Below are 19074 nucleotides of genomic sequence, written 5' to 3' on the forward strand. Positions count from 1 at the left end.
TGGTCTCAATGACCCGACGCTGAGCTTCCCGAGCTGCTTCGGAACAAATTGATTCAGCGTTGATAGGTGCTGAGACTCGCATTCTGATTGGATTGGAGTTAGTAGGCAAAAAGATAATGCGGAGAGTAGAGTCCATGATACCTTTAAAAACACGGGAACCCTCTATAGAGAGGTCGTATTCACTTGTTAGCTCCTCTCCGAATTTTTGATCTGTTTCCATTGTCTCAAGATTTGATACGGATGTTGTACCAGTTCGAACTGTCAATGTCCAGTCATTAGCCGAACGGCCGATTTGCTCTGACCCTACTTTGACAGTGGCACCAGGTGTACCCTCAACTCCATCAACAGTGAATGTTGCAGCTGTTGGAACTTCGAACGGGAGGTGCCACTGCTGCTGTCGGCGATGCTGTATCGGTACCGACGGCGTCGCAGCCCGAAGCAGGTGTCCGCTGACGGTGGCGACGAGCGAAAATAGCGGGGATCGGCGCAACCGATGTCGGGACCGCGCCTAATGCGTTTCGTGGGTGTGGTCTCGCAGCCCGTCGGCTGTCTCGAAGCTCTCGTCACAGACGGCACACGTGTTGTGGTGCAGCGCAACGTGTTGGGTAACGCCGACGGCGGCGTCGAACTGTGCATCGCAGGTGGTGCATGAGTATGCCATTGCAATATTAACTCACGAGAGATAGCATAAAAAGAGTTATTAAAAAGAGGGTGGGGAAAGTTGTGTGCGAGTATTAATTTTCGCCCGATTCTAACTAATGCCCGACGGACAGCGGTGAAACGAGCGTCAGCGCAGAGGCGCAAAAACCAGCACTACGAGGACACTCGGAGGAATCGATTGGCGTAGCCCGGTGCCCGTTGGGCGATTTATCGACGCGCTTCTCTGTGTACGAGAGTGGGAGCGACGGGCATGCTCCACCTGATGCTTCCGTATTACCGTCACTACCCTCATTACCACCGCCACCGCCACTACAGCCAGCGAGCACGACTGTTCCAATGGTACCCACACCTGACAACAGTGTTCTCCGTTGCATGAGTCCAAATACTATTAACCAATAATAAAATCATTGGGTAAATTATGATTGCACGGTTATCAGATCAGCATATCTCGTAGTATTATTATTTGATAAAGAATATCCATTCCTTTGCTCATGAGGTCGTGAGAAATACAAGATGAGTATGCTGAATATGCGCTGTCTATTCACCATCTGCCGAATGAACTCTCTGTTTTCTGTCAGGGACTCTCTAATCATTCCGATCAGGGGAGACTGAGAGTCTGGATAACATCTTTGTGAGTGTGTGACTATCCCAAGATATGAACAAGTCCGATCCATCGCAGGTGCGCATTGAGGATCGGGAAGATGCACTCCGACTGTTGACGACGAGCGAGATCTCGCTGCCGGATGGATTGACAGTCAGGAAAGTTCGGGAGCGTGGCGCATGGTGGCAGATCAATAAAGGGGACTTCAGTTTCCGTCTTGAACGGCACCCCTCTCCGCTGTTAGCTGCCTCAATAGCTGGAGGGCCAACACCTGCACGCTGGCACATTCGGACCCGCTATCGCTACCACCCCACCAGTGGCGAGTGGGAGGTGGCAGAGCTCACCCGCGAGTTCTCGTTCGATGCGACCCTCTTGATCGATTACGTATTTGAGCGCGGGGCAACACGAGAGCTCTGGCAGGACGCGGTTGCTCGAATTCAGGCGTCCGACGATCCTGAAACGGCGTTTGCTGAGGAGTTCGACCAGTTTATCGAGAGCTATCGCCAGCAGTGGCGTAACGTCCCTGCTGAGCAACGCACCGAGATGCTTGCCGTTCTTGAACAGGCTGCCCGCCACCGAGCAGGCATCGCTGAGGACGACTCGGAGTAAGTTTCTAGGCGGCATACACTGGATGCGCTGACCGAAGGTCTTCTGAGGATTCCAGCCTGAATCGCCCGCAGACATTTAGCACCTGACCCTCTCCATGCAGGTATGTCGTTCCGAGTTAGCTGGCATAATCTCATCGAGCGGTTGGATGAGCTGCCAGAGGGAGCTACTCTCCGGACGCCGCTGTCCCACGACCGGTTTCGGATCACCGATGTCCAAGAGCACCGCGTCGTGATCCAGTTTATACATAGCGGTGACTCACAGCCGCTCCAGCAGGACCAATTCGAGACACTATATCGCCGGATTACTGACTCCGAGGCGAGATTTGAGTTAGACCGACTCCCACCCAATGCGGACCCCTACCCAGCGGTGTGGAGTCTCCATCCACGCTTTGAGATCGATGAGGATGCCGGCGTAATCGTCGAAAAGAACGGGCCGACCACTACCCAGATTCTCGACGCTGGGGATGAGCCAGAGAGTGAGGAGAAAGAGCGGACTGAGCCAGACTTGGACGTATATGCGGATGCACTCTTGCTGGCTGATGTACTGGAGCGACACGAGGTAACCACCCTCGAAAAAATAGATACAGACGTGTTAGTGAATCTTTACACGCTGCTCTCGGATGTCCAACGGAACGCCAACGACCTCCGACAGGATGTGAGCGATGTGCTTCTCAACCGGCTCCATCACGATCAACCCGTCTCTGGACCGTTTGGGTCCGTCCAACGGACGACACGCAGAAATCGGTCGCTCAAACCCGATGAAGAGGTACTGGAAACGCTGGAAGAAGCCGGAATTGAGCGCGAGCGCGTGCTGGGCGTCGACCGGAGCAAAGTGGACGACGCAATTGAGGTCACAACCCTATCTGACAGTGACGTGTACGACATCGAAGAATCAGAGTATGTCCGGAAGGCCGAGGTTGACGAGGAACACAAAGAAACACGGTTGCAGGGGCTGAAAGACCAGCTGGCTGCTACAGAGGGGAGCGAGGCGGAAGAGCTCCGTGAGGAAATCAAAGAGCTTGAAAATCGGATCGCGGAGCTAACCGAATTCAAATCCGGCTCACAGTTTCACACAAATACCCGAGGAGGACCGTGATGAAACAGTGACCGTCGTCAGTAAGGACGTATGATGGTGTTTCTCACGAATGCATCCTCGAGTACGTGCAGGACGCATATTTGACTGCGGGACGAATTTCAGCGCAATCAGAATGATGATTCTGTAGCAGCTGGGTGATTGTTGGCTTGCCAGTAGTCTTCCGTGTTACAGCTACTGTGGCTGGACCGGCTCTTCGCATTCGTAGCACTCCGCAAAGAGGCGTTTTTCCTCTTCAACCTCATACTCGATGAGTATCGCTCCGGCTGGAACAGCCGACCCACAGAATGGACATGTACCGAGTTCCGACACTGCATTGGACATGATGTGATGAGTGACTTGGAGCGTGTGACAGGACTCCAAGTACCACAGTGATCTACGCACCCCGCTTTTGTATAACCAATGAGAGTCCAGCGGAAGTAATAGGCGAGATCAACTCTATTGCCGTGGTGAGAACTCAACTGCGTACTCCTTCACTAATTCAATCACATCGTAGACATGGATACCCGACTTGAACCACAAGACACGGTCATCCAGTCCATCGAAATCTTCAGACGAGCAGTCCAACCGCTCAGACACGGCGACAATAAGGTTGTCTCGGTCAGCGTTCCGTATCTTCGCCAGTTTTTCATTCAGATACTCGGGCGTCCAGAATCCGACAATCTCGAATACCACTCGGCGTCCATCAGGGTGTTCGATAGCGAAGTCCGGGAGCATTACCTCTGCTCCTAGATCCAGTACGTCATCCTCACGGACGAGTTGCCAGTCAGTGTTGGCACGTTCCCACTTTTGGGCAAGTGTGCGTTCCACATCGGAGTCAAAATCGCTCTGAGCCGAGTAGTGCGAGGAGAGTTCGTCCGTGTGGTCAAGCTCAAACGAGAGCGTTTGACTCGTTGCTCCTCCATCGTCATCAAGAATATCAGCTTCCATCTCCCAACGGTCGCACAACGGGAGAGCTGGAAGGAAGTTTGACATCCGTATTCCGTATTTCCTCGATTTCGAAAAAAGAGACGCTGCTCCATCCAGAATGGCCTCGTACCCGTCAGCAACGTCAGTACTGGAAACGCGGTTGCCGTTGGCGTCGATTGGATAGATGCGGTGCATCAGCCCAAACAGTTTCACGTAGCTGAACACCGTCGCAAACGAGTCCCAGACTCGTACCCGCATCTCTGTCGCATCGTACAGTACTGCTTGTGCCAGAGCGAGATTGTAGCGTGTGAGAAGCCAATCGACCGTTATCGTATCCTCAGCATACGATTCCTCACTATCTCCAGTCAACCGTGTCGTGGTTGTCCCGTCGTCAGCCTTCTCATACTCATCGGACGTACGGTGTCCGAATCGTACAAGTCGCTTGTTCTCCTCTAAATCGGCGTACATGCCTCGGTAGCAGTCTTCGAGTGAGATTCCGAGCTGGTCAGCAACAGCACTGTACACCTCCAACTTTTGTGTGTCCTCACCGAGCGTGGGCTGACGTGCAATCGGGTACGAATCGTTCGCTTTCTCAAAAAGCCGCTGCCGGATCTCCTGTGGATCTACTGGTGCGACGGTTTCGAATTCGCACTCGTCTTTCAGGAGTTTCGCCAGCCCTTGTACGATCTTGTAGTCCGTGTCTACGATAGTGAGTTGGTCTATCGTCTCCTCCAGCCTACCCTTGGATTGTCCGAGATGCTCCTCGAAGATTTGGATGAGTTCTGTTGCGGTCTCTCGGTACTGCTGGTCGTCCGCGTCGATGAACAGCGGGGAGATAGTTCCGTCGTACGTACGTGAGCGGGCGAGGTCAGCTGTCAGCATTAGCACTCACCCCTTTGCGTCGCCGTTCAGACACGTAGGTCTCCATCGTGTCTTCCGTGATGATTTCGTAGAGTCGGGCTGGCTGGCGGTCGTCTGTTGGACGCAGAATCCGTCCCAGCCGTTGTGCGTACTGTCGTTTCGATGCACTTCCAGAGAGGATGACACCTACGTTTGCAGACGGTACGTCGATTCCCTCATCCAGCACCTGCGAAGTAGCAAGCATCGAGTACTTTCCTGTTCGAAATCGCTCTAGAATCTCTGTTCGCTCCTCAGTCTCGGTCTGATGCGTGATACAGGGAACAACAAACTCTTGAGAGATCTCGTATGCAAACTCGTTGTTCGCTGTAAAGATGATGGTACGGTCGTCGTGGTGTCTCCTCAGCAGATTATCCAGCGTATCGAGTTTCTTTTCGGCGGTCCGAGCAATTTTCTCGGCTCGTTGTTTAGCGATGAGGGCGCGTCGCCCCTGCGGATCGTATGACGTGCGCTTGAGAAATTCCTGATAGCCGCTCTCTTTCCAGAGATCAAAATCATGACTGTCGACGTAGTCGCGGTAAATCTGGTATTCCTCAGTATACTGCTCCCGTTCCTCATCAGTTAGTTCCACGCTGAGATGGAGCGTCTCGTACTCGCTGAGATACTCCCCGGCAAGTTCGTCGACTCCTTCTCGATACACAACCGTGCCCAACAGCTCCTCTAGTTCTTCATGTTTGCCGTCAGCACGCTCGTAGGTAGCCGTGAGTCCAAGTCGATACGGAGCAATCGTCATCTCAGGGATCTGTTGGTAGGTCGGTGCCGGAAGGTGGTGTACTTCGTCCACCACGAGAAGCCCGAACCGGTCGCCGTAGTCGTTGATATACCGGTACGCAGAGTCGTAGGTCGTCACCGTAATGTTGGTCACATTGTGGCTTCCACCGCCCAAGACGCCGATTCCATCAGGGAGTTGATTCCCGAAAGCGTTTGTGAGAGTGGCGTGCCACTGGTTCATCAGGTCGATAGTCGGCACGACAACAAGCGTGCTGACACCAGCATCAGCAATTGCTTGGACGGCGAGAAACGTCTTTCCGCTTCCTGTGGGGAGGATCACACTGCCCTGACGGTTGTTATCCTGCCACGCTGAGAGTGCCTCCTGCTGGTAATCACGGGGTTCGATAGCGACAGAAGGCGTGAGATGGAACTTCGAGTACGCACGAGCCTCGTCTTCCAATTCAGTCACAGTTCCCATTGGCTGTTCAAGGCTGGCTTGCCCATCAGATCCACTCACCCACTCTCGAATGTCACGGTAATGGTGTGCCTGTGCTCGGTACTCATCAACACGGTCGTCCCACTCAGCATACGGCACAGACTCAGGAGCGTCTTCAACAAGGAGTGTCCCGTCATCAAACGAGAGACGCATTCAACTCTCTTTATGTAGGTCGGATACTTGTCGTTGCTGGAGTGGAGAACGAGGAAGTGACTACACCGAAAGGTCGTCAGCGATTGAGCGCAATTCGCTCTTTGTTGGTCGCCTCCCGATCTCGACTCTACGGTCGCCAACCCAGAATCCGAACTGTTGGTGGTTAACATCGAAGTGGAGCCCACAGGAGACATCCGGGTCGGCTTGGTCGTACTCTGCCTTGCTCACGTTCTCACCATCTCGGAGTGTCTCTAAAAGGTACTCGGCAACGTGTGGGCGTTGCTTCAGTGCTAAGATATGGTCAGTTGCTACGTATTTTAGGACATCTTCACCTGTATCGTATTCATCGCCCATGAGATAGAACTCGCCCCTGTAATCGTGTGATTCGATGGTAACACTGAGAGCATACGTCGCGGTCATATGCTACTATTACCGTTTTGAGACACAAGCATTACGACTGGGGTTTCTGTAGAGAGAACCAATGGTGCCAGACAGACGATCAGATCCAATCGAAATAGGGGCGCTTGAACAGCAGTTAGCAACTGCTGACGATGGGGATGTGGCGGCACTCATGCAGGCAGTAGCAACGTATGAGGCTGGGCTATCGTCAGCACACGAACAAGGGGAGTCCGACCGCTATCAGGGGATTACCCGTGCGTATCGGGAACGACTCATCGCTGTGCTTGATGATGCTGTACTAGTGGAGGATTGGGAGTTGCTTGAAGAGTTTCTTGACGCCTATCACCCGGACACATCAGACGAGTTCCCCCATGTGACGACAGTCCTTCAGAATGTCACGGGTCGGTATCTGATCCGGACCCGACTCACAGAGGGTGTAACAGAGATTCCAGTCAAATCGTTGGAGTTCTTCAGTTCAATTCTTGATCGTGTCGAAGGCGACGGATACGATTTCATCAACGAGGGAGTCCATCCGTACGGTTGGGGGATCGGACATCCTGATCACGCTGTTGCAGACACCATTCACCAGCATGCCTCGAAGGACATCTTTATCGTAAATCCAATGCTCGAACATGCATTCTACGCGGACCAACACGCGGCTATCGACTTACTGGAACGAATCGTGAATGACGACAACATCAGCAGAAGCTTTGCCCATCCACGAGGAGAAATATCCGAAACCCGCCATCTTTTGGATGCACCCGCCGGAGCGGTGAGTGAGTTTTCGCCGACGATCCCGCGCTACTGGGAATGGCAGGAGGAGTTTGACTTCGAATTTAGGCTTGATGATGATGTTGAGCAACGGATACGGAAGCTCGTGAGTAACGAGGGACTGGATAATGAACTCTCGGGCGACTGGGAGATTGCTGACCTAACTCTGTGACCAGTCTCGGAATTGTACCATTACTCACGAGCCAATTTGCCAATATTTACTACTCTGACCCGTTAACACCGGATTGTATGACAGACCTGATCGTCAATAGCGGGGTGCAGGATGCACTAGAAGACCACCCAGTTGCAGCAGATTTCTACGATGCTCTGGATGAAGAAGTAGCCGAACTTATTGAGGAAGCCTCCCGTCGTGCTGAAGCGAACGACCGCAAGACTGTCATGCCACAAGACTTGTAACGGTCTGAGAGTTCACTAACGATCCATTCTAGCCGAGTCAGTACAGCGCAAATCTGAGCATCCTGAGATTGTGAACTCCTGTGTAGTTGGACGAAGTGGTCCTGCTGTTGTGTGTACCATCGTGATCGGTTACGGCAGTTGGGCAGAAGCAATCCTGAAAGAAACCCTAGGTCAATATCAAAGGACTACTGGTAGTTTCTCCACGCTGTGACCGTATAGTCGGAGGCGGACAACACGAGCCACGGCGTTCCATATTCAATAACTACTAGTAGATCGTGCTGACCCGAAAGTCGGTAGAAGACAGCGAGATATCGGTACACTCAGCAGTTATCGGTGGAGATCGCATCCGGCTGTGGAATACAGGGGATGTACAGCGCTCGACGGTTACCATTGGAAGTGGTCTATGGATGGTATCACTCACCGAGAGGCATTGTCATCAGAAACCCGACTGGAAGCGACTGCTGAATATAGAGGATGTATCTCACACGGAATCCAAACCGAAGTCAAACCACCCGTCCGGAACGCAGGTGCGAGCGCGGGTACGGATACCGGACGAGCGTTTCGACCGGGGCTGGCGGAGTGTGCTGCCGCGATTAGCCCTCCGGCACGGCAGCCTGCAGTCCGAACCAGTGTTCGACGGTCCCGGTCGCGTCCGGAACGGGGACGAGTGACACCCGATTCGTGAACGAAGTGCCGTCCGCACGGTAGTTGCACAGTTCGACGGTAATCCCGTCCCAGCTCCGGGTCGCGTCTCGGAGGTCGGCGACGGTAGCGCGACCGGTGTCGGGCCCCTGTAACTGCCGCAGGTTCTCGCCACGGAGTTCCGACAGCGAGTACCCGGTCAGCCGGCGAGTTGCACGGTTCGCATACAGGACGGGATTATCGCGGTACGCCGGGCCGCTGAGCACGACGCCGAGCGGCGCATCCGCCAACGTCCACGCACGCCAGACGAGTCGCCTCGCGGGTGGCGCTACGCGTCCGATGGCGGACGGCGGATCGAACGTGTCCGGCTCCGTCCCGAGTCGGTCGGCGTCGAATCCGTGCGTGGCCGCGAGTCGGGTGACTGTCTCGCGAAACGAGCCGAGATCCGCGGTGAGCGTCTCGCGGAGCGTCGCGCGCAACGCCGGACGCGGTGTGGGCCCTCGATCCATACCGTCTCCTCCGTGCACGCGTTCATAACGGTAGCGACCGAGGAGCGCACGTCAGCGGGGCCAACTGAGACTGGCACCGGCTTTTATCACCCTGAGGCCGTGGTGGACATCATGCACCGCCGGACGCGGCCGGCTGGCTGGTACGGCTGCCGATGTCGTCGATGACATTTGAATCATAGCATATGGTAGCACCGACATAGCCGACTCGGGTGAATATTACCTCGACGCCGACCGACTCCACACGTTCGTCGACACGGTCAAGCGCACCGCCGAGGACCACGACGACGTTCCGGCCCTCCTGAGTGCGCTCCGGGACCCGTTCGCGGACCTCCTCGCGGCTGACGACTGGCTTCCCGACCGCTATCGCAACCTCCCACTGGAGGGCTACGACAACAGGAGCGATATGGGCGGTGACATCGCACAGTGGCTACTCTACCGACAGAACGAGTCCCTCTCGATATCCAGCCTCGTCGTCCCGCCAGGTGTCGAGACGCCCGTCCACGATCATCTAGCGTGGGGGCTCGTGGGTCTCTATCAGGGCACTCAGCAGGAGACGTTCTTTCGCCGTGTAGACGACGGCACGGCCGACCAGGGGCACGCCGAACTCGAGCGAGTCGAGACGCGACGGGCCGGCCCCGGTGACTGCTACGAACTGATCCCGCCGGACGGCGACATCCACTCGGTCGAAACGACGTCGGACGTACCGAGCGTGAGTATCCACGTCCTCGGTGCCGACATCGGGTGTATCCCGCGGCACGCCTTCGATGCCGACGCCGATTCGGTGAATTTGTTCCAGTCGGGCTACACGAACGTCGACTGTGAGGAGATGGTCGACGACGACGGTCACGGGCACGTCCACACGCACGACGAACTCCCCTGAGGTGGCGCACGGCGGTCACCGCCGCTCGGATCATGGACTCAGCGCATCGATATTCACTGTGATGACCGTCGGGAGCACTTACGCCGACATCCACAGCGACCATGGGGAGATCGAATTTCTCTCCCGATCACTCCACCGTTTGGCCACCCGGAGAGTCATCGAAACGGGTCCGAGAATTCGACGGGTGGGGCAGAACTCCCCGAGGGAGTAATCCTGGAAATCGACCCTAACGTCGGCGTCTACTCCGGGCGCGTCTACTACCAGCTCGGCGTTCCGAGCGATCTCCACGCCCACATCTTCGCGGTGCGCCGCGTCGGCGGGTGTGTCGGATACAGTCCCGAGTACGCCTCGGACGACCGTCTCGTCCGGACCCCGTCGGCTACGACGCCGGGCACGCGGTTGCGCCGCCGCCGCAGCGTCCCGCCGCAATTTTACCTGTTACGCTCCTCAGAACGAATGGATGAGTACCCACGTTGCAATCGTCGGTGCATACGGCAGCGCCGGAGTCGCGGCCGCACAGCGACTCGTCGACGTCGACGGCGTCGAGTTGACACTTGTCGACGATGGCGACCCCGGCGGCGGCCTCTGTATTCTCCGTGGCTGTATGCCCTCAAAGGAAGTCCTCTCGGCCGCCGAACACCGCTTTGCGGCCCGGCACGACCCCCGCCTCGACGGCCCGCTCCCCGATGTCGACTTGGGGGCGGTCGTCGAGCGCAAGGACGAGCACACGAGCGATTTCGCCGCCCACCGGCGGGCCGCCGTCGAGGCGCTGACCGAGCGCGAGGGCATCGAGTTCCGCCACGAGCCGGCGGCGTTCGTCGACGACCGGCGCCTCGAGGTCGGGGACCGGACGATCGAACCGGATTACGTCGTTGTCGCCACCGGCTCGACGGTCAGCCTCCCGGACCTCCCCGGCATCGACGATGTCCCCGTTCGGACCAGCGCCGACGTTCTTGACGCGACGGCCTTCGGTGACTCCGGCGTCGTCATGGGCTTCGGTTACGTTGGGATGGAACTCGTTCCCTATCTCGCCGAGGCGGGTGGAATGGATCTCACCATCGTCGAACACGATGCCCGTCCGCTGGACGAGGCCGACCCACCGTTTGGCGACGCCCTGCTCGAATACTACCGCGAGGCGTTCGGCTTGACCGTCCTCACCGAGACCAACGAACGGCGCGTGGAACCGACCGATGACGGTGGTGTTCGGTTGTTCGTCGACGGGGACGAGGAAGGGAGCGAGCGGGCCATCGAGGCCGACGAACTGTTCGCGTTCACTGGGCGTCGCCCCGCACTCGACGGGGTGGGACTGGAGCACACCGACCTCGACCCGGGTCCCGGGTGGGTCGAGGATACGATGCAAGCGCGCGACGACGACCGGGTGTTCGTCGTGGGCGACGTCAACGGGAGGGAACCCATCCTCCACGTCGCCAAGGAACAGGGGGTCACCGCCGCGGCGAACATCCGCGCCCACCGGGACGGCGACCTGCTCGAACCCTACGAGAACGTCCACCACCACGTCGTATTCTCCGGGCTCGGCGTTCTCCCATTCGCCCGCGTGGGCCACTCTGCGACGACCGCCCGGGAGGCCGGCCACGACCACGTCGTCGTGACGCGGGAGGCATCGAGCGACGGTGTCTTCAAAACAAAAAACGTCGCCGACGGCCTCGGGCGCTTGGTCGTCGGAACGGACGGAACGGTGCTCGGCTGGCAGGGCCTTCACTACCACGCCGACGCGATGGCCAAGACGATGCAGGTCGCCGTCGAGTTGGGGCTGGATGTCCGCGACCTCCCGGACCGCGCTTACCACCCGACGACGCCCGAGATACTCGACGGGCTGTTCCGTGACGCTGCCGCTGAACTGGGGGACTAGCCTTCGCGTCGCCGCTGTGCGCCTGCACGAGCTTGATCAGCTGACCCGTGGTACAGTAACTCGTGGGCGCTACATCGGAGGACGTTTGTGATGTCCGTGGGGACGCGTTCCGGCCGAATGGGAACTGAGACGCCACGTCCAGACCGCCGGACTCGCGACTGAGCCGTCCGGGAGATGCCGTTCGGCGGGGGCTCCGGGGGCCTCGGTGGCGGATACGGACCACTTGAGGGTCATCCGTCGTCGATACAGCTCCGTCTGATAGCCCATCTGCTCTCAAAAATCGGCGATTAGATACTCAAACTCGGTCGGATCTATAGTAGCGTTTGGAACTGTTTGCACACCTGATCCTCAGACTGCATGCAATCAGGTGTGCGATGACTTACAAAGGCTACTATATTTCGCACAGTTTTGAGAGTAGCGCGTTCGCCATGCGTGCATGTATGTATGAGTGATAAATAGTGTAGACACTATCAGAAGCAGGTGCTACGTATCCTGCACAGGTAGGGATACGAGATAGAGCAGTACGCATAATGAGAAAGGGTGGGTCTGTGATAATCAATCACTCCACGGCTAAACTCGGCTCAGACGGGGTTCCTTTCCTGTGCTACTTTTCATTCGCTCACCACTTCTCAACTATTTCGTCGGAATCCAACGTTACGTGGAAGTACGTGGCTACCCTCCCCGCTTGTCTCGGACAGTATGACCGTTAAGTTCTACATCTTCAGGTAGTTCGTCTTCGTCAATTCCTACGTACCAAAGGTATTCCCCGTTTCCATCTTCAGCCGTGGCTCTGAAGATTACCGTATCTCCGTGGGCCAAGACGAGTGACTCGTACTCCTTATTTCTCCGCTTCCACATCTGCCACGCAGACATGAACGAATCATCTGATCCAGCGAACGCTTTAGACGTGATTTGTTGAATACAACTGTTGAGCATATCAAAGTATTTTATTATGCTTTATGAGCATTAACTGACTCTTTATTATCCCACTGATTAACACAGGTGATACATTGAGATTACCGATGTACGACGAAACGTTGCTTTCGCTGAGGTCGTCGACCGGCTGAGTTACTACGAATGATTTCTCGTTGTGCGGTCACCACACCTGAGAACTGTTAGTAGTCCGCTCCGATGACGCAGCGGATACGCACCGGTTACCTGCCAGAAATAGTGTGACCGATACAGAGAGTGAATTCAGAGGATGAGTCTCTCATAGAGGCGACTTATGAGGTGCTTTGTACTCACAATACCGGACACGGTACTGAACAGTCCGCTATGAGTTACCCTATCTGCACTGCAAATACGATCTGATCGTTCAGTAGAATGTGAAGCGGTTGACCGGCGTCATTCCACTCTTGACTCTCTGAGTAGGGTGATTCTCCAGTGTCGTCAGTATATGTGACTTCTACGTCGTAGTCACTGTCCATTATCACCTCATTGTTGATTTTCTGTCTCGAATGGGGGTCCATATCGAGACTGTTGTCAATATTCGACGACTCGGCACCGCGTTGCGTGACCGTCACCTCAACTGTCCGCGATACCTCTGCTTCGTTATGAAGAATCACATCAGTCGCGCCTCGATTACTCCCGGGTCCATCAACACAGCCAGCAATTCCGGCAACACCGGCTATACCCATACCAGCAAGGAAGGTTCGTCGTGATCGCGTCAAACTCATACACCGGGTTCGAAGCACTGCAGTAAAAGAGCCGTCTTTGCTTCAATCTCTCTTTGTGTCTATTTAGGTCCGACCGACTCGCGCCTTCTATCTTGCACTGACGCTATCGACCCATCCATTCTCTATCATAATCGTCGTGACCGACTCAGAGCGTGAGTTCAGTACGAATCGCAGGGTGCGACTCGTTTGTATTTCGGGAACTTCGCGTGACAAAAATAGCGATTTGATGCACCACCACCTATTACTCACAGCCGGGCTTCTCTCCTGTATGGAAGCGAAGGAGTACGCTATCCTGTTCGTGTTAGACGTGTTAGCGACAGTAGTTGGGATCTTTTTGTATATCGGTATTGGTGGTTCATTCTGACTGGCCAGGGAGAACTGACCGTTCCCTAACCTGTATCTGTCCGTCCTGACCAGATCGTGGGAGACTATCGCTAATGACCGATTCGCGCGCTATCTCTCAAAAAGTACTCATGCTGGATATGACAAATAAAAGAGGATTTTTAGTCTTCCGGAATTTTATACAAGCTGGCTTTAAGAGTTTGATATGGCCTCTATTCCAGAACCACAGTCTGTTACAGACTACGTCGCAGATGGTGCACGTATCGCGGCAATCCTCCTTATTTGGGGTGTGCTTGCTGCGTTTTTCAGTTACGGTGTGACTGAACTCACAACCTCCTTTGAGCGAGTCTTTACGCAGCTTGGAGGGCTATTGGCGATAGTAGGCTTTCTCAATGCCCTTCTCTACATCCTCTATCGTACTGTCGATTACTGGTACGAAGCAGCGTGACAATGCCACACATGTAGCGAACTGTTTGCTGAATATGCGCCTTGTATCTTGCATGACGGATAGAATATCATTAGAATCTGGTAGAAAGCGGGTAGGTTTCGCTCGTTATGATGGGGTGTAGGCTCGGTCTGTACGCAGCCAAGCTGTTCGTCTTGACTCAAGCCGGACAGACTAAACCAATCGGTACCTAATTGTATTCTGTATGGAATCATTTATTGTAAGCGATGCTGCAGCGGACGTTTCGGATGATGAAGAGTCAATTGAAAAACTTCGAACTGATGCCGTCAGCCTCGAAATAATGACCTTTGAGGAGGGCGACGAGGATCCGATGCATGCCCACGGCGAAGATGAGATCTATCATGTTGACTCCGGGAACGCAAAACTCAACGTTGAGGGAGAGACCCGCGATGTCTCTGCGGGTGACGTGATCCATCTTGAACCGGGAACCGATCATCAGTTCCTTGAGTTTGAAGACAAACTTGTTATGACTGTGCTGTACGCTCCAGCTAAGGGATCGGCTGAGTAAGGCTCAGCCGTCTTGATATCAAGTTGTATCCGAGACAGATTCCTGTCAATAGTAGTGAAATCGTCCTAACCTAAATCAGTGAGTTGAATTGCCTCACCTGATGTAGTTGCGATCTGGCCAACGAAGGCCGTGGGCACTGAGCCCTGTGTGTAGCCGACGTTTTCATCTGCGAGCCACTGTGGGATAACGTCGTTGCCAAGGATGGGTCGTTCGCGAGCGGGTACCATACTGAACAGAGTGCAACGTTCACACACATTCGAGGACAGCGGCGTGACACGGTATCACTCCGAGTCACACGAGGATATGAGGGGCGTCATTGATCTGATCAAATGACCATGGAACCAATCGAAACGCAGTCTCCTCTACACACAGCGATCCCTGACACAACGTTAGTTTCAGGGGTGGTAGCCAATACCATACCTGTTGTTGGGGTACTCGCGTTCGATATGTTGGCCCTGTAGTTTCGGCATACACCGGTTGATGCAGACCGATAACCTCGTAGAGTTAGCCGAGGAGTATGCAGTGCAACCACGCAATTGGCTCGCTGTCTGTTCGCTGTTGCTGGGGCTGAAACGGTGGTACACAGTATATGGCCCTACACTCCAATCAACTACCTGCAGATGAGATTCAACAGGAAGCAGATAGCTGGCATAACCGCTGTGGCACTCACTGTAGTGTATAGCCTTCGCCGCTGGCGTGATGACTCCGCCACTGTAGACGACTCCGAGTTCGATCCTGAATAGACGGCTCCAATTGCGGACTGATAACCGATCGAAATACCACCAATGGACTACGAATTCTCACACCGACCGTCGTACACGCACTTGACCGTCTCACTACAACAGGGTGAATCAATCATCGCTGAACCCGGTGCGATGGTCGGTCACTCGACGACTGTTGATGTCGAGACTGAAACGAGCCGCGATGGATTGCTCAGTTCAGCTAAATCGATGCTGGGCGGCGAATCGATGTTTACCAACACGTTCGTTGCCAGAGAGGGGTCAGGACAGGTTACCCTGGCACCGCCAACACCAGGAGACATGATGGCCCACGAACTCAGGAATGGAACACTGTATTCGACTGACGGGGCGTTTGTCGCCGGAACAGAAGGTATTGATATCGATTCGGAGGTCGGTGGTCTCAAATCGATGCTCAGCGGGGCCGGGATCACGCCGCTCGCACTGAAAGGTAGCGGCACAGTCTTTATTGACGCATACGGCGGCCTTGAGAAGTTAGAGTTGGCCGCAGGCGAATCGTACGTTCTGGATAACGAGCATCTTATCGCGTGGGATGACACGATCGAGTACTCCACTCGACGGGTTGGCGATCTAAAATCAACGCTGTTGAGTGGTGAAGGGCTTGTCTTCGAGTTTACTGGCCCTGGGACAGCGTGGTACCAGACCCGTGATATGGACTCACTGGTGGAGGTCATCGCTCCGCGACTGCCGAATCAGGACTCAGGCAACGGCATTGAGTTGGAATAAATGGTTGCCTGAATGCAGTACTCAGCTTTGAACGTTAGCGTCGGCTGTTGAGTGAACGAAGAGGTGATCAATATCTTCCATCAGGTCGTCGACGCTACGATCATCGTTGTCTCGAACCCACGAGAGAAGGTTGTACACGGCTTCTTTCAGGGAGTGTTCGAGGTTCGCTCGAAGCGATGACGCTTTCGAGCGAACCGTCCCCAAGGCGCTCAAGTCGGGATCAAGACGGACGAGACTGTAGGCAGCCATCAGAAGGTGCCAGTGCCGACTGGCACCTTCGTCGGTCTGCATCTCGCAGTCTCCCAAGCCGAGATCCTGCTTCGAGTCCTCGAAGAACGTCTCGATGCGCCACCGCATCCCGTAGGAGCGGATAATGTGCTCGGTCGGTGCGTCGATCTTGTTCGTGGCGAGGTACTTGACCGGGTTCTTTTCGTTTTCTTCGTCAGTTTCTTTCTCAGCGAGGACCAGCTTCACGTCTCCCAGTTGGGAGACGGGAAGCTTCTTTGTCCAGATGTGGTAGGTTTCGTCCTCAACGTTACGCTCGACCGTGTCGATGCGCTCTGCCAGCGCATCGACGCTGATCTCTTCGCCGGCGTAGGTCACCTGTCGGTTGCTCCGGAGCGGGCCGATCCAGTCTTTGTCGTAGGATTCGATGCGTTCAGGAAGGTCAGAATCGTGGGCGAACCACGAGTCGAAGAGGTAGGTGTCCGCCGGGACACCTACCTCGTCTTCGAGTTCGGTGACGATCTCGCGGGCGAGATCGTACTTGGTGTCGTGATTTTGGTCGTCTTCGTCCTGTTTTTCGTAGAGGCGGAAGGTGAGTGGGTAGGCGGTTTTGTCGTCGGCGTAGAAGGCGTAGATGAGGTCTTGGCCCCAGACAGTGTCACCTTCAGCGTGATCGTAGAAGTGGCCGACGCCGGGGACGTCGTCCCCGGCTTTCTCGGTAATCGTGTCGTCGAGGATAATGTAGCCATCCTTTGACCAGCGTGTTTCACCGTGTTTTTGGAGTTCTTCGAGGCGTTCGTGGTTGAATTGCTGTTCGTCCCAGTTGTACTCGGTGAGGAACTTGTTGAGAGCGCGTTTGTCTCCAGCTGGAAGGACTTCGCGTGCGATGCCTGCCACGGTCTTGTTGCTGGCCGCAACAAGACCGGTGGCGTAGGTTTTCGCGTGATGACATTGCGCAGATGACAACGACTCAAACTCGTCGAACACGTGCGTGCACGACAAGAAGTCCGTAATCGGCATCATCCGTTTTCGCTACCGCCTACGTCACGCTCCTACTTCAACGTTCAAAGCTGAGTTACTGGATTTAGCGATGCGGCGATGCGACTCATTGAATACGTCGACGTGATCTGGCTGAACGACGACTACATCGAGAAGATGTTCGAGGTCGAGAGCACTACGAGCATCTATAGCGGTATCCTCCGGATGACGGACTTCGTGGTCAAGGTGCCGAACTTGGCGGTCGATATGCACATCGTTGCACCCGCCGAGGATGAGGAACAGGTCCGGAGACAAATGACTCGTCCGACGTTTCAGCACGTCATGGATCGGGCACAACACTGTTCGCTCCAGTATCTCTCCTTCCAAGAAGTTCGCAATAAGCGCAGTTTGGTAGAGCAGGCTGGTCCGTTACAAGCTGTTTTCTGAAACCTGTCGGGGTCTTCGCTTCAGGTCGGCCTCAGTCGGGAATTCGGACACCGGTGGTCTGATTCTATTACTTGCTATGTAGCAAATAGACTTACAAATATAGAGCCACAACCGACTTATCGTGCAGCAAGAACTGATAGACGTGACTCGCCCCGAGTCGGCCTATCTCAACGCCGTCCGTGACCACGAGCCTGCGGCGACGAGCGAGATCGCCGACTCCGTCGGTGTGACCAGGCAGGGGGCGGACTATCGACTACGACAGCTTGAGGACGAGGGGAAGGTCCAGAGTAAGATGGTGGGTAACTCTCTCGTATGGATGCTCGTCGACGAGGAGTGAGCGTGCCAACGGTCTATCCGGCGTTGTGGGGGCTACAGTCAATCCTCGTCAGCATCAGTCGACGTCGCCGAAGGCTCCCCTGTGTCTTCTACAGGCCTCGAACTATCGCGTTTGGGGAGCCAATCTGGCACCGAGTGGCCGCCACTTCGGAGGGAGTCGTAATAGTCAAACAGGTCTCCATCATCAACCTTGCCAGCGTAAATGAGCTGAGCGATCTCAAACCGGTCGAGCTCCGGATCACGTTGTTCAAATCGTTCGAGCAGTTCGTTTTCCTTTGCGTCGTCAGGCAGTACCTTCGAGACGGGGACGGAGGGTCCGTCTCTTTCTGCCTCCTGATCCGAGCCGAGTGCACCGTCCGTGCGTTCATACAACCGCTGCGCATATTTTGGGTCCAGATTGCCGTCGGTGTGCAAGAATTTGATATATGCTGTTTTCTCGATCTCGGTGAGTTCATCAAATTCGCCCGTTCGTACCTTCTCAGTGATCCGAACAAAGTCCAGGTCTTCGGGCTGAGTCTTCTCCACAAGGATGGAGTCGTTTTCAAGACGGACCGTGACATAGGTGAAATCTGGCGACGAGCCTTCTGGATCGTACTCAGCCCGTCGGATCGCATTCTTGAGGATAGAGGCAAACCGATGACGCCCTTCTTTTTTCCCTCTATCTGCGTAGACAACTGCCCGATACAGGATCGACAACGCGGCAGTGATACCCTTTTGATCGGAAGCAGCCAATTCCTCAAAGACCAGTTCAAAATGCTTCTCAGGAAGTCTGTCTTGGAGCAGCGAGAAGTCGTGTACTGCAGCGGTAAGCCGCTTTCTGATTCGGGTATACATCGTTCGCGGTTGGGCCGGATCGCGCTCTCCGCGAAGTGCTTCTCGTTGTCCCTTCGTCAGGATCGATGTGGGTCTATCTTCTCCCATGACAAAATAATCTGTAGCGTTGCTACTAAGAACTTGTGGGTGTATATGACTGCA

General features: G+C 55.1%; 19 protein-coding genes and 1 pseudogene. 12 read left to right on the forward strand and 8 right to left on the reverse strand.

Annotation, left to right across the window (positions count from 1 at the left end; translation table 11 throughout):
* Nucleotides 1-508: 508 nt before the first annotated feature.
* Complete coding sequence (locus NBT81_RS10745; protein ID WP_338738365.1) at nucleotides 509-661, reverse strand: C2H2-type zinc finger protein; 153 nt, start codon at nucleotides 659-661, stop codon at nucleotides 509-511.
* Nucleotides 662-1315: 654 nt separating this feature from the next.
* Between NBT81_RS10745 and NBT81_RS10750 the strand changes: the two genes are divergently transcribed.
* Nucleotides 1316-1870 carry a hypothetical protein gene (locus NBT81_RS10750; RefSeq protein WP_338738367.1) on the forward strand — a complete coding sequence of 185 codons (555 nt, stop codon included), beginning with the start codon at nucleotides 1316-1318 and terminating at the stop codon, nucleotides 1868-1870.
* 102 nt (nucleotides 1871-1972) lie between these two features.
* Nucleotides 1973-2965: a hypothetical protein gene (locus NBT81_RS10755; protein WP_338738369.1), complete on the forward strand. Its 993-nt coding sequence runs from the start codon at nucleotides 1973-1975 to the stop codon at nucleotides 2963-2965.
* 435 nt (nucleotides 2966-3400) lie between these two features.
* Here the strand turns inward: NBT81_RS10755 and NBT81_RS10760 are convergent, their stop codons facing one another.
* The 3 genes from NBT81_RS10760 to NBT81_RS10770 are packed head-to-tail and all read right to left on the reverse strand — an operon-like array spanning nucleotide 3401 to nucleotide 6569.
* On the reverse strand, nucleotides 3401-4753 hold the full coding sequence (locus NBT81_RS10760; RefSeq protein WP_338738371.1) for a DUF790 family protein: 1353 nt from the start codon (nucleotides 4751-4753) through the stop codon (nucleotides 3401-3403).
* The gene (locus NBT81_RS10765) at nucleotides 4740-6149 is read right to left on the reverse strand and encodes a DEAD/DEAH box helicase family protein (RefSeq protein WP_338738373.1); all 1410 of its coding nucleotides are present in this window, start codon (nucleotides 6147-6149) and stop codon (nucleotides 4740-4742) included. The genes NBT81_RS10760 and NBT81_RS10765 overlap by 14 nt, the downstream gene beginning before the upstream one ends.
* A 60-nt stretch (nucleotides 6150-6209) precedes the next feature.
* Nucleotides 6210-6569 (reverse strand): hypothetical protein, encoded by a 360-nt coding sequence (locus NBT81_RS10770; protein ID WP_338738375.1) that lies wholly within the window; start codon nucleotides 6567-6569, stop codon nucleotides 6210-6212.
* A 61-nt stretch (nucleotides 6570-6630) separates the two neighbouring features.
* Between NBT81_RS10770 and NBT81_RS10775 the strand changes: the two genes are divergently transcribed.
* Both NBT81_RS10775 and NBT81_RS10780 read left to right on the forward strand, forming a co-directional pair.
* On the forward strand, nucleotides 6631-7491 hold the full coding sequence (locus NBT81_RS10775) for a hypothetical protein (protein ID WP_338738377.1): 861 nt from the start codon (nucleotides 6631-6633) through the stop codon (nucleotides 7489-7491).
* A 77-nt stretch (nucleotides 7492-7568) separates the two neighbouring features.
* The gene (locus NBT81_RS10780) at nucleotides 7569-7736 is read left to right on the forward strand and encodes a DUF1931 domain-containing protein (protein ID WP_089385250.1); all 168 of its coding nucleotides are present in this window, start codon (nucleotides 7569-7571) and stop codon (nucleotides 7734-7736) included.
* A gap of 593 nt (nucleotides 7737-8329) precedes the next feature.
* On the opposite strand, the gene NBT81_RS10785 is transcribed toward NBT81_RS10780, so the two are convergent.
* Complete coding sequence (locus NBT81_RS10785) at nucleotides 8330-8887, reverse strand: PAS domain-containing protein (RefSeq protein WP_338738383.1); 558 nt, start codon at nucleotides 8885-8887, stop codon at nucleotides 8330-8332.
* A gap of 403 nt (nucleotides 8888-9290) precedes the next feature.
* Here NBT81_RS10785 and NBT81_RS10790 point away from each other — a divergent pair, with 403 nt between their 5' ends.
* From NBT81_RS10790 to NBT81_RS10795, 3 genes and pseudogenes are all read left to right on the forward strand, one after another.
* Nucleotides 9291-9767, forward strand: a complete 477-nt coding sequence (locus NBT81_RS10790; protein ID WP_338738385.1) for a cysteine dioxygenase family protein — start codon at nucleotides 9291-9293, stop codon at nucleotides 9765-9767.
* 219 nt (nucleotides 9768-9986) lie between these two features.
* Nucleotides 9987-10124 (forward strand): annotated as a pseudogene (locus NBT81_RS17350) (citrate/2-methylcitrate synthase); the annotation flags it as partial.
* A 103-nt stretch (nucleotides 10125-10227) separates the two neighbouring features.
* Nucleotides 10228-11637 carry an NAD(P)/FAD-dependent oxidoreductase gene (locus NBT81_RS10795; protein ID WP_338738387.1) on the forward strand — a complete coding sequence of 470 codons (1410 nt, stop codon included), beginning with the start codon at nucleotides 10228-10230 and terminating at the stop codon, nucleotides 11635-11637.
* A gap of 1280 nt (nucleotides 11638-12917) precedes the next feature.
* Here NBT81_RS10795 and NBT81_RS10800 read toward each other — a convergent pair.
* Nucleotides 12918-13313: a hypothetical protein gene (locus NBT81_RS10800; RefSeq protein WP_338738389.1), complete on the reverse strand. Its 396-nt coding sequence runs from the start codon at nucleotides 13311-13313 to the stop codon at nucleotides 12918-12920.
* Nucleotides 13314-13860: 547 nt separating this feature from the next.
* Between NBT81_RS10800 and NBT81_RS10805 the strand changes: the two genes are divergently transcribed.
* The 3 genes from NBT81_RS10805 to NBT81_RS10815 all read left to right on the forward strand — a co-directional run bounded on the left by NBT81_RS10805 (nucleotide 13861) and on the right by NBT81_RS10815 (nucleotide 16113).
* Nucleotides 13861-14103, forward strand: coding sequence for a hypothetical protein (locus NBT81_RS10805; protein ID WP_338738391.1), 243 nt, complete (start codon nucleotides 13861-13863; stop codon nucleotides 14101-14103).
* Nucleotides 14104-14305: 202 nt separating this feature from the next.
* A complete protein-coding gene (locus NBT81_RS10810; protein WP_338738393.1) occupies nucleotides 14306-14629 on the forward strand; it encodes a cupin domain-containing protein in 324 nt (107 codons plus the stop codon).
* Between the two features lie 785 nt (nucleotides 14630-15414).
* Nucleotides 15415-16113, forward strand: a complete 699-nt coding sequence (locus tag NBT81_RS10815) for a TIGR00266 family protein (protein WP_338738395.1) — start codon at nucleotides 15415-15417, stop codon at nucleotides 16111-16113.
* 21 nt (nucleotides 16114-16134) lie between these two features.
* Here NBT81_RS10815 and NBT81_RS10820 read toward each other — a convergent pair whose 3' ends face one another.
* On the reverse strand, nucleotides 16135-17361 hold the full coding sequence (locus NBT81_RS10820) for an IS701 family transposase (RefSeq protein WP_338738299.1): 1227 nt from the start codon (nucleotides 17359-17361) through the stop codon (nucleotides 16135-16137).
* A gap of 75 nt (nucleotides 17362-17436) precedes the next feature.
* Between NBT81_RS10820 and NBT81_RS10825 the strand changes: the two genes are divergently transcribed.
* Both NBT81_RS10825 and NBT81_RS10830 read left to right on the forward strand, forming a co-directional pair.
* Nucleotides 17437-17763 carry a hypothetical protein gene (locus tag NBT81_RS10825; RefSeq protein ID WP_338738397.1) on the forward strand — a complete coding sequence of 109 codons (327 nt, stop codon included), beginning with the start codon at nucleotides 17437-17439 and terminating at the stop codon, nucleotides 17761-17763.
* A gap of 121 nt (nucleotides 17764-17884) precedes the next feature.
* Complete coding sequence (locus NBT81_RS10830; protein ID WP_338738399.1) at nucleotides 17885-18100, forward strand: FaeA/PapI family transcriptional regulator; 216 nt, start codon at nucleotides 17885-17887, stop codon at nucleotides 18098-18100.
* A gap of 38 nt (nucleotides 18101-18138) precedes the next feature.
* On the opposite strand, the gene NBT81_RS10835 is transcribed toward NBT81_RS10830, so the two are convergent.
* Nucleotides 18139-19020, reverse strand: a complete 882-nt coding sequence (locus tag NBT81_RS10835) for a hypothetical protein (protein WP_338738401.1) — start codon at nucleotides 19018-19020, stop codon at nucleotides 18139-18141.
* Nucleotides 19021-19074 lie beyond the last annotated feature (54 nt).

It is taken from the genome of Haloplanus sp. CK5-1 (assembly GCF_037201915.1).
Taxonomy (GTDB): domain Archaea; phylum Halobacteriota; class Halobacteria; order Halobacteriales; family Haloferacaceae; genus Haloplanus; species Haloplanus salilacus.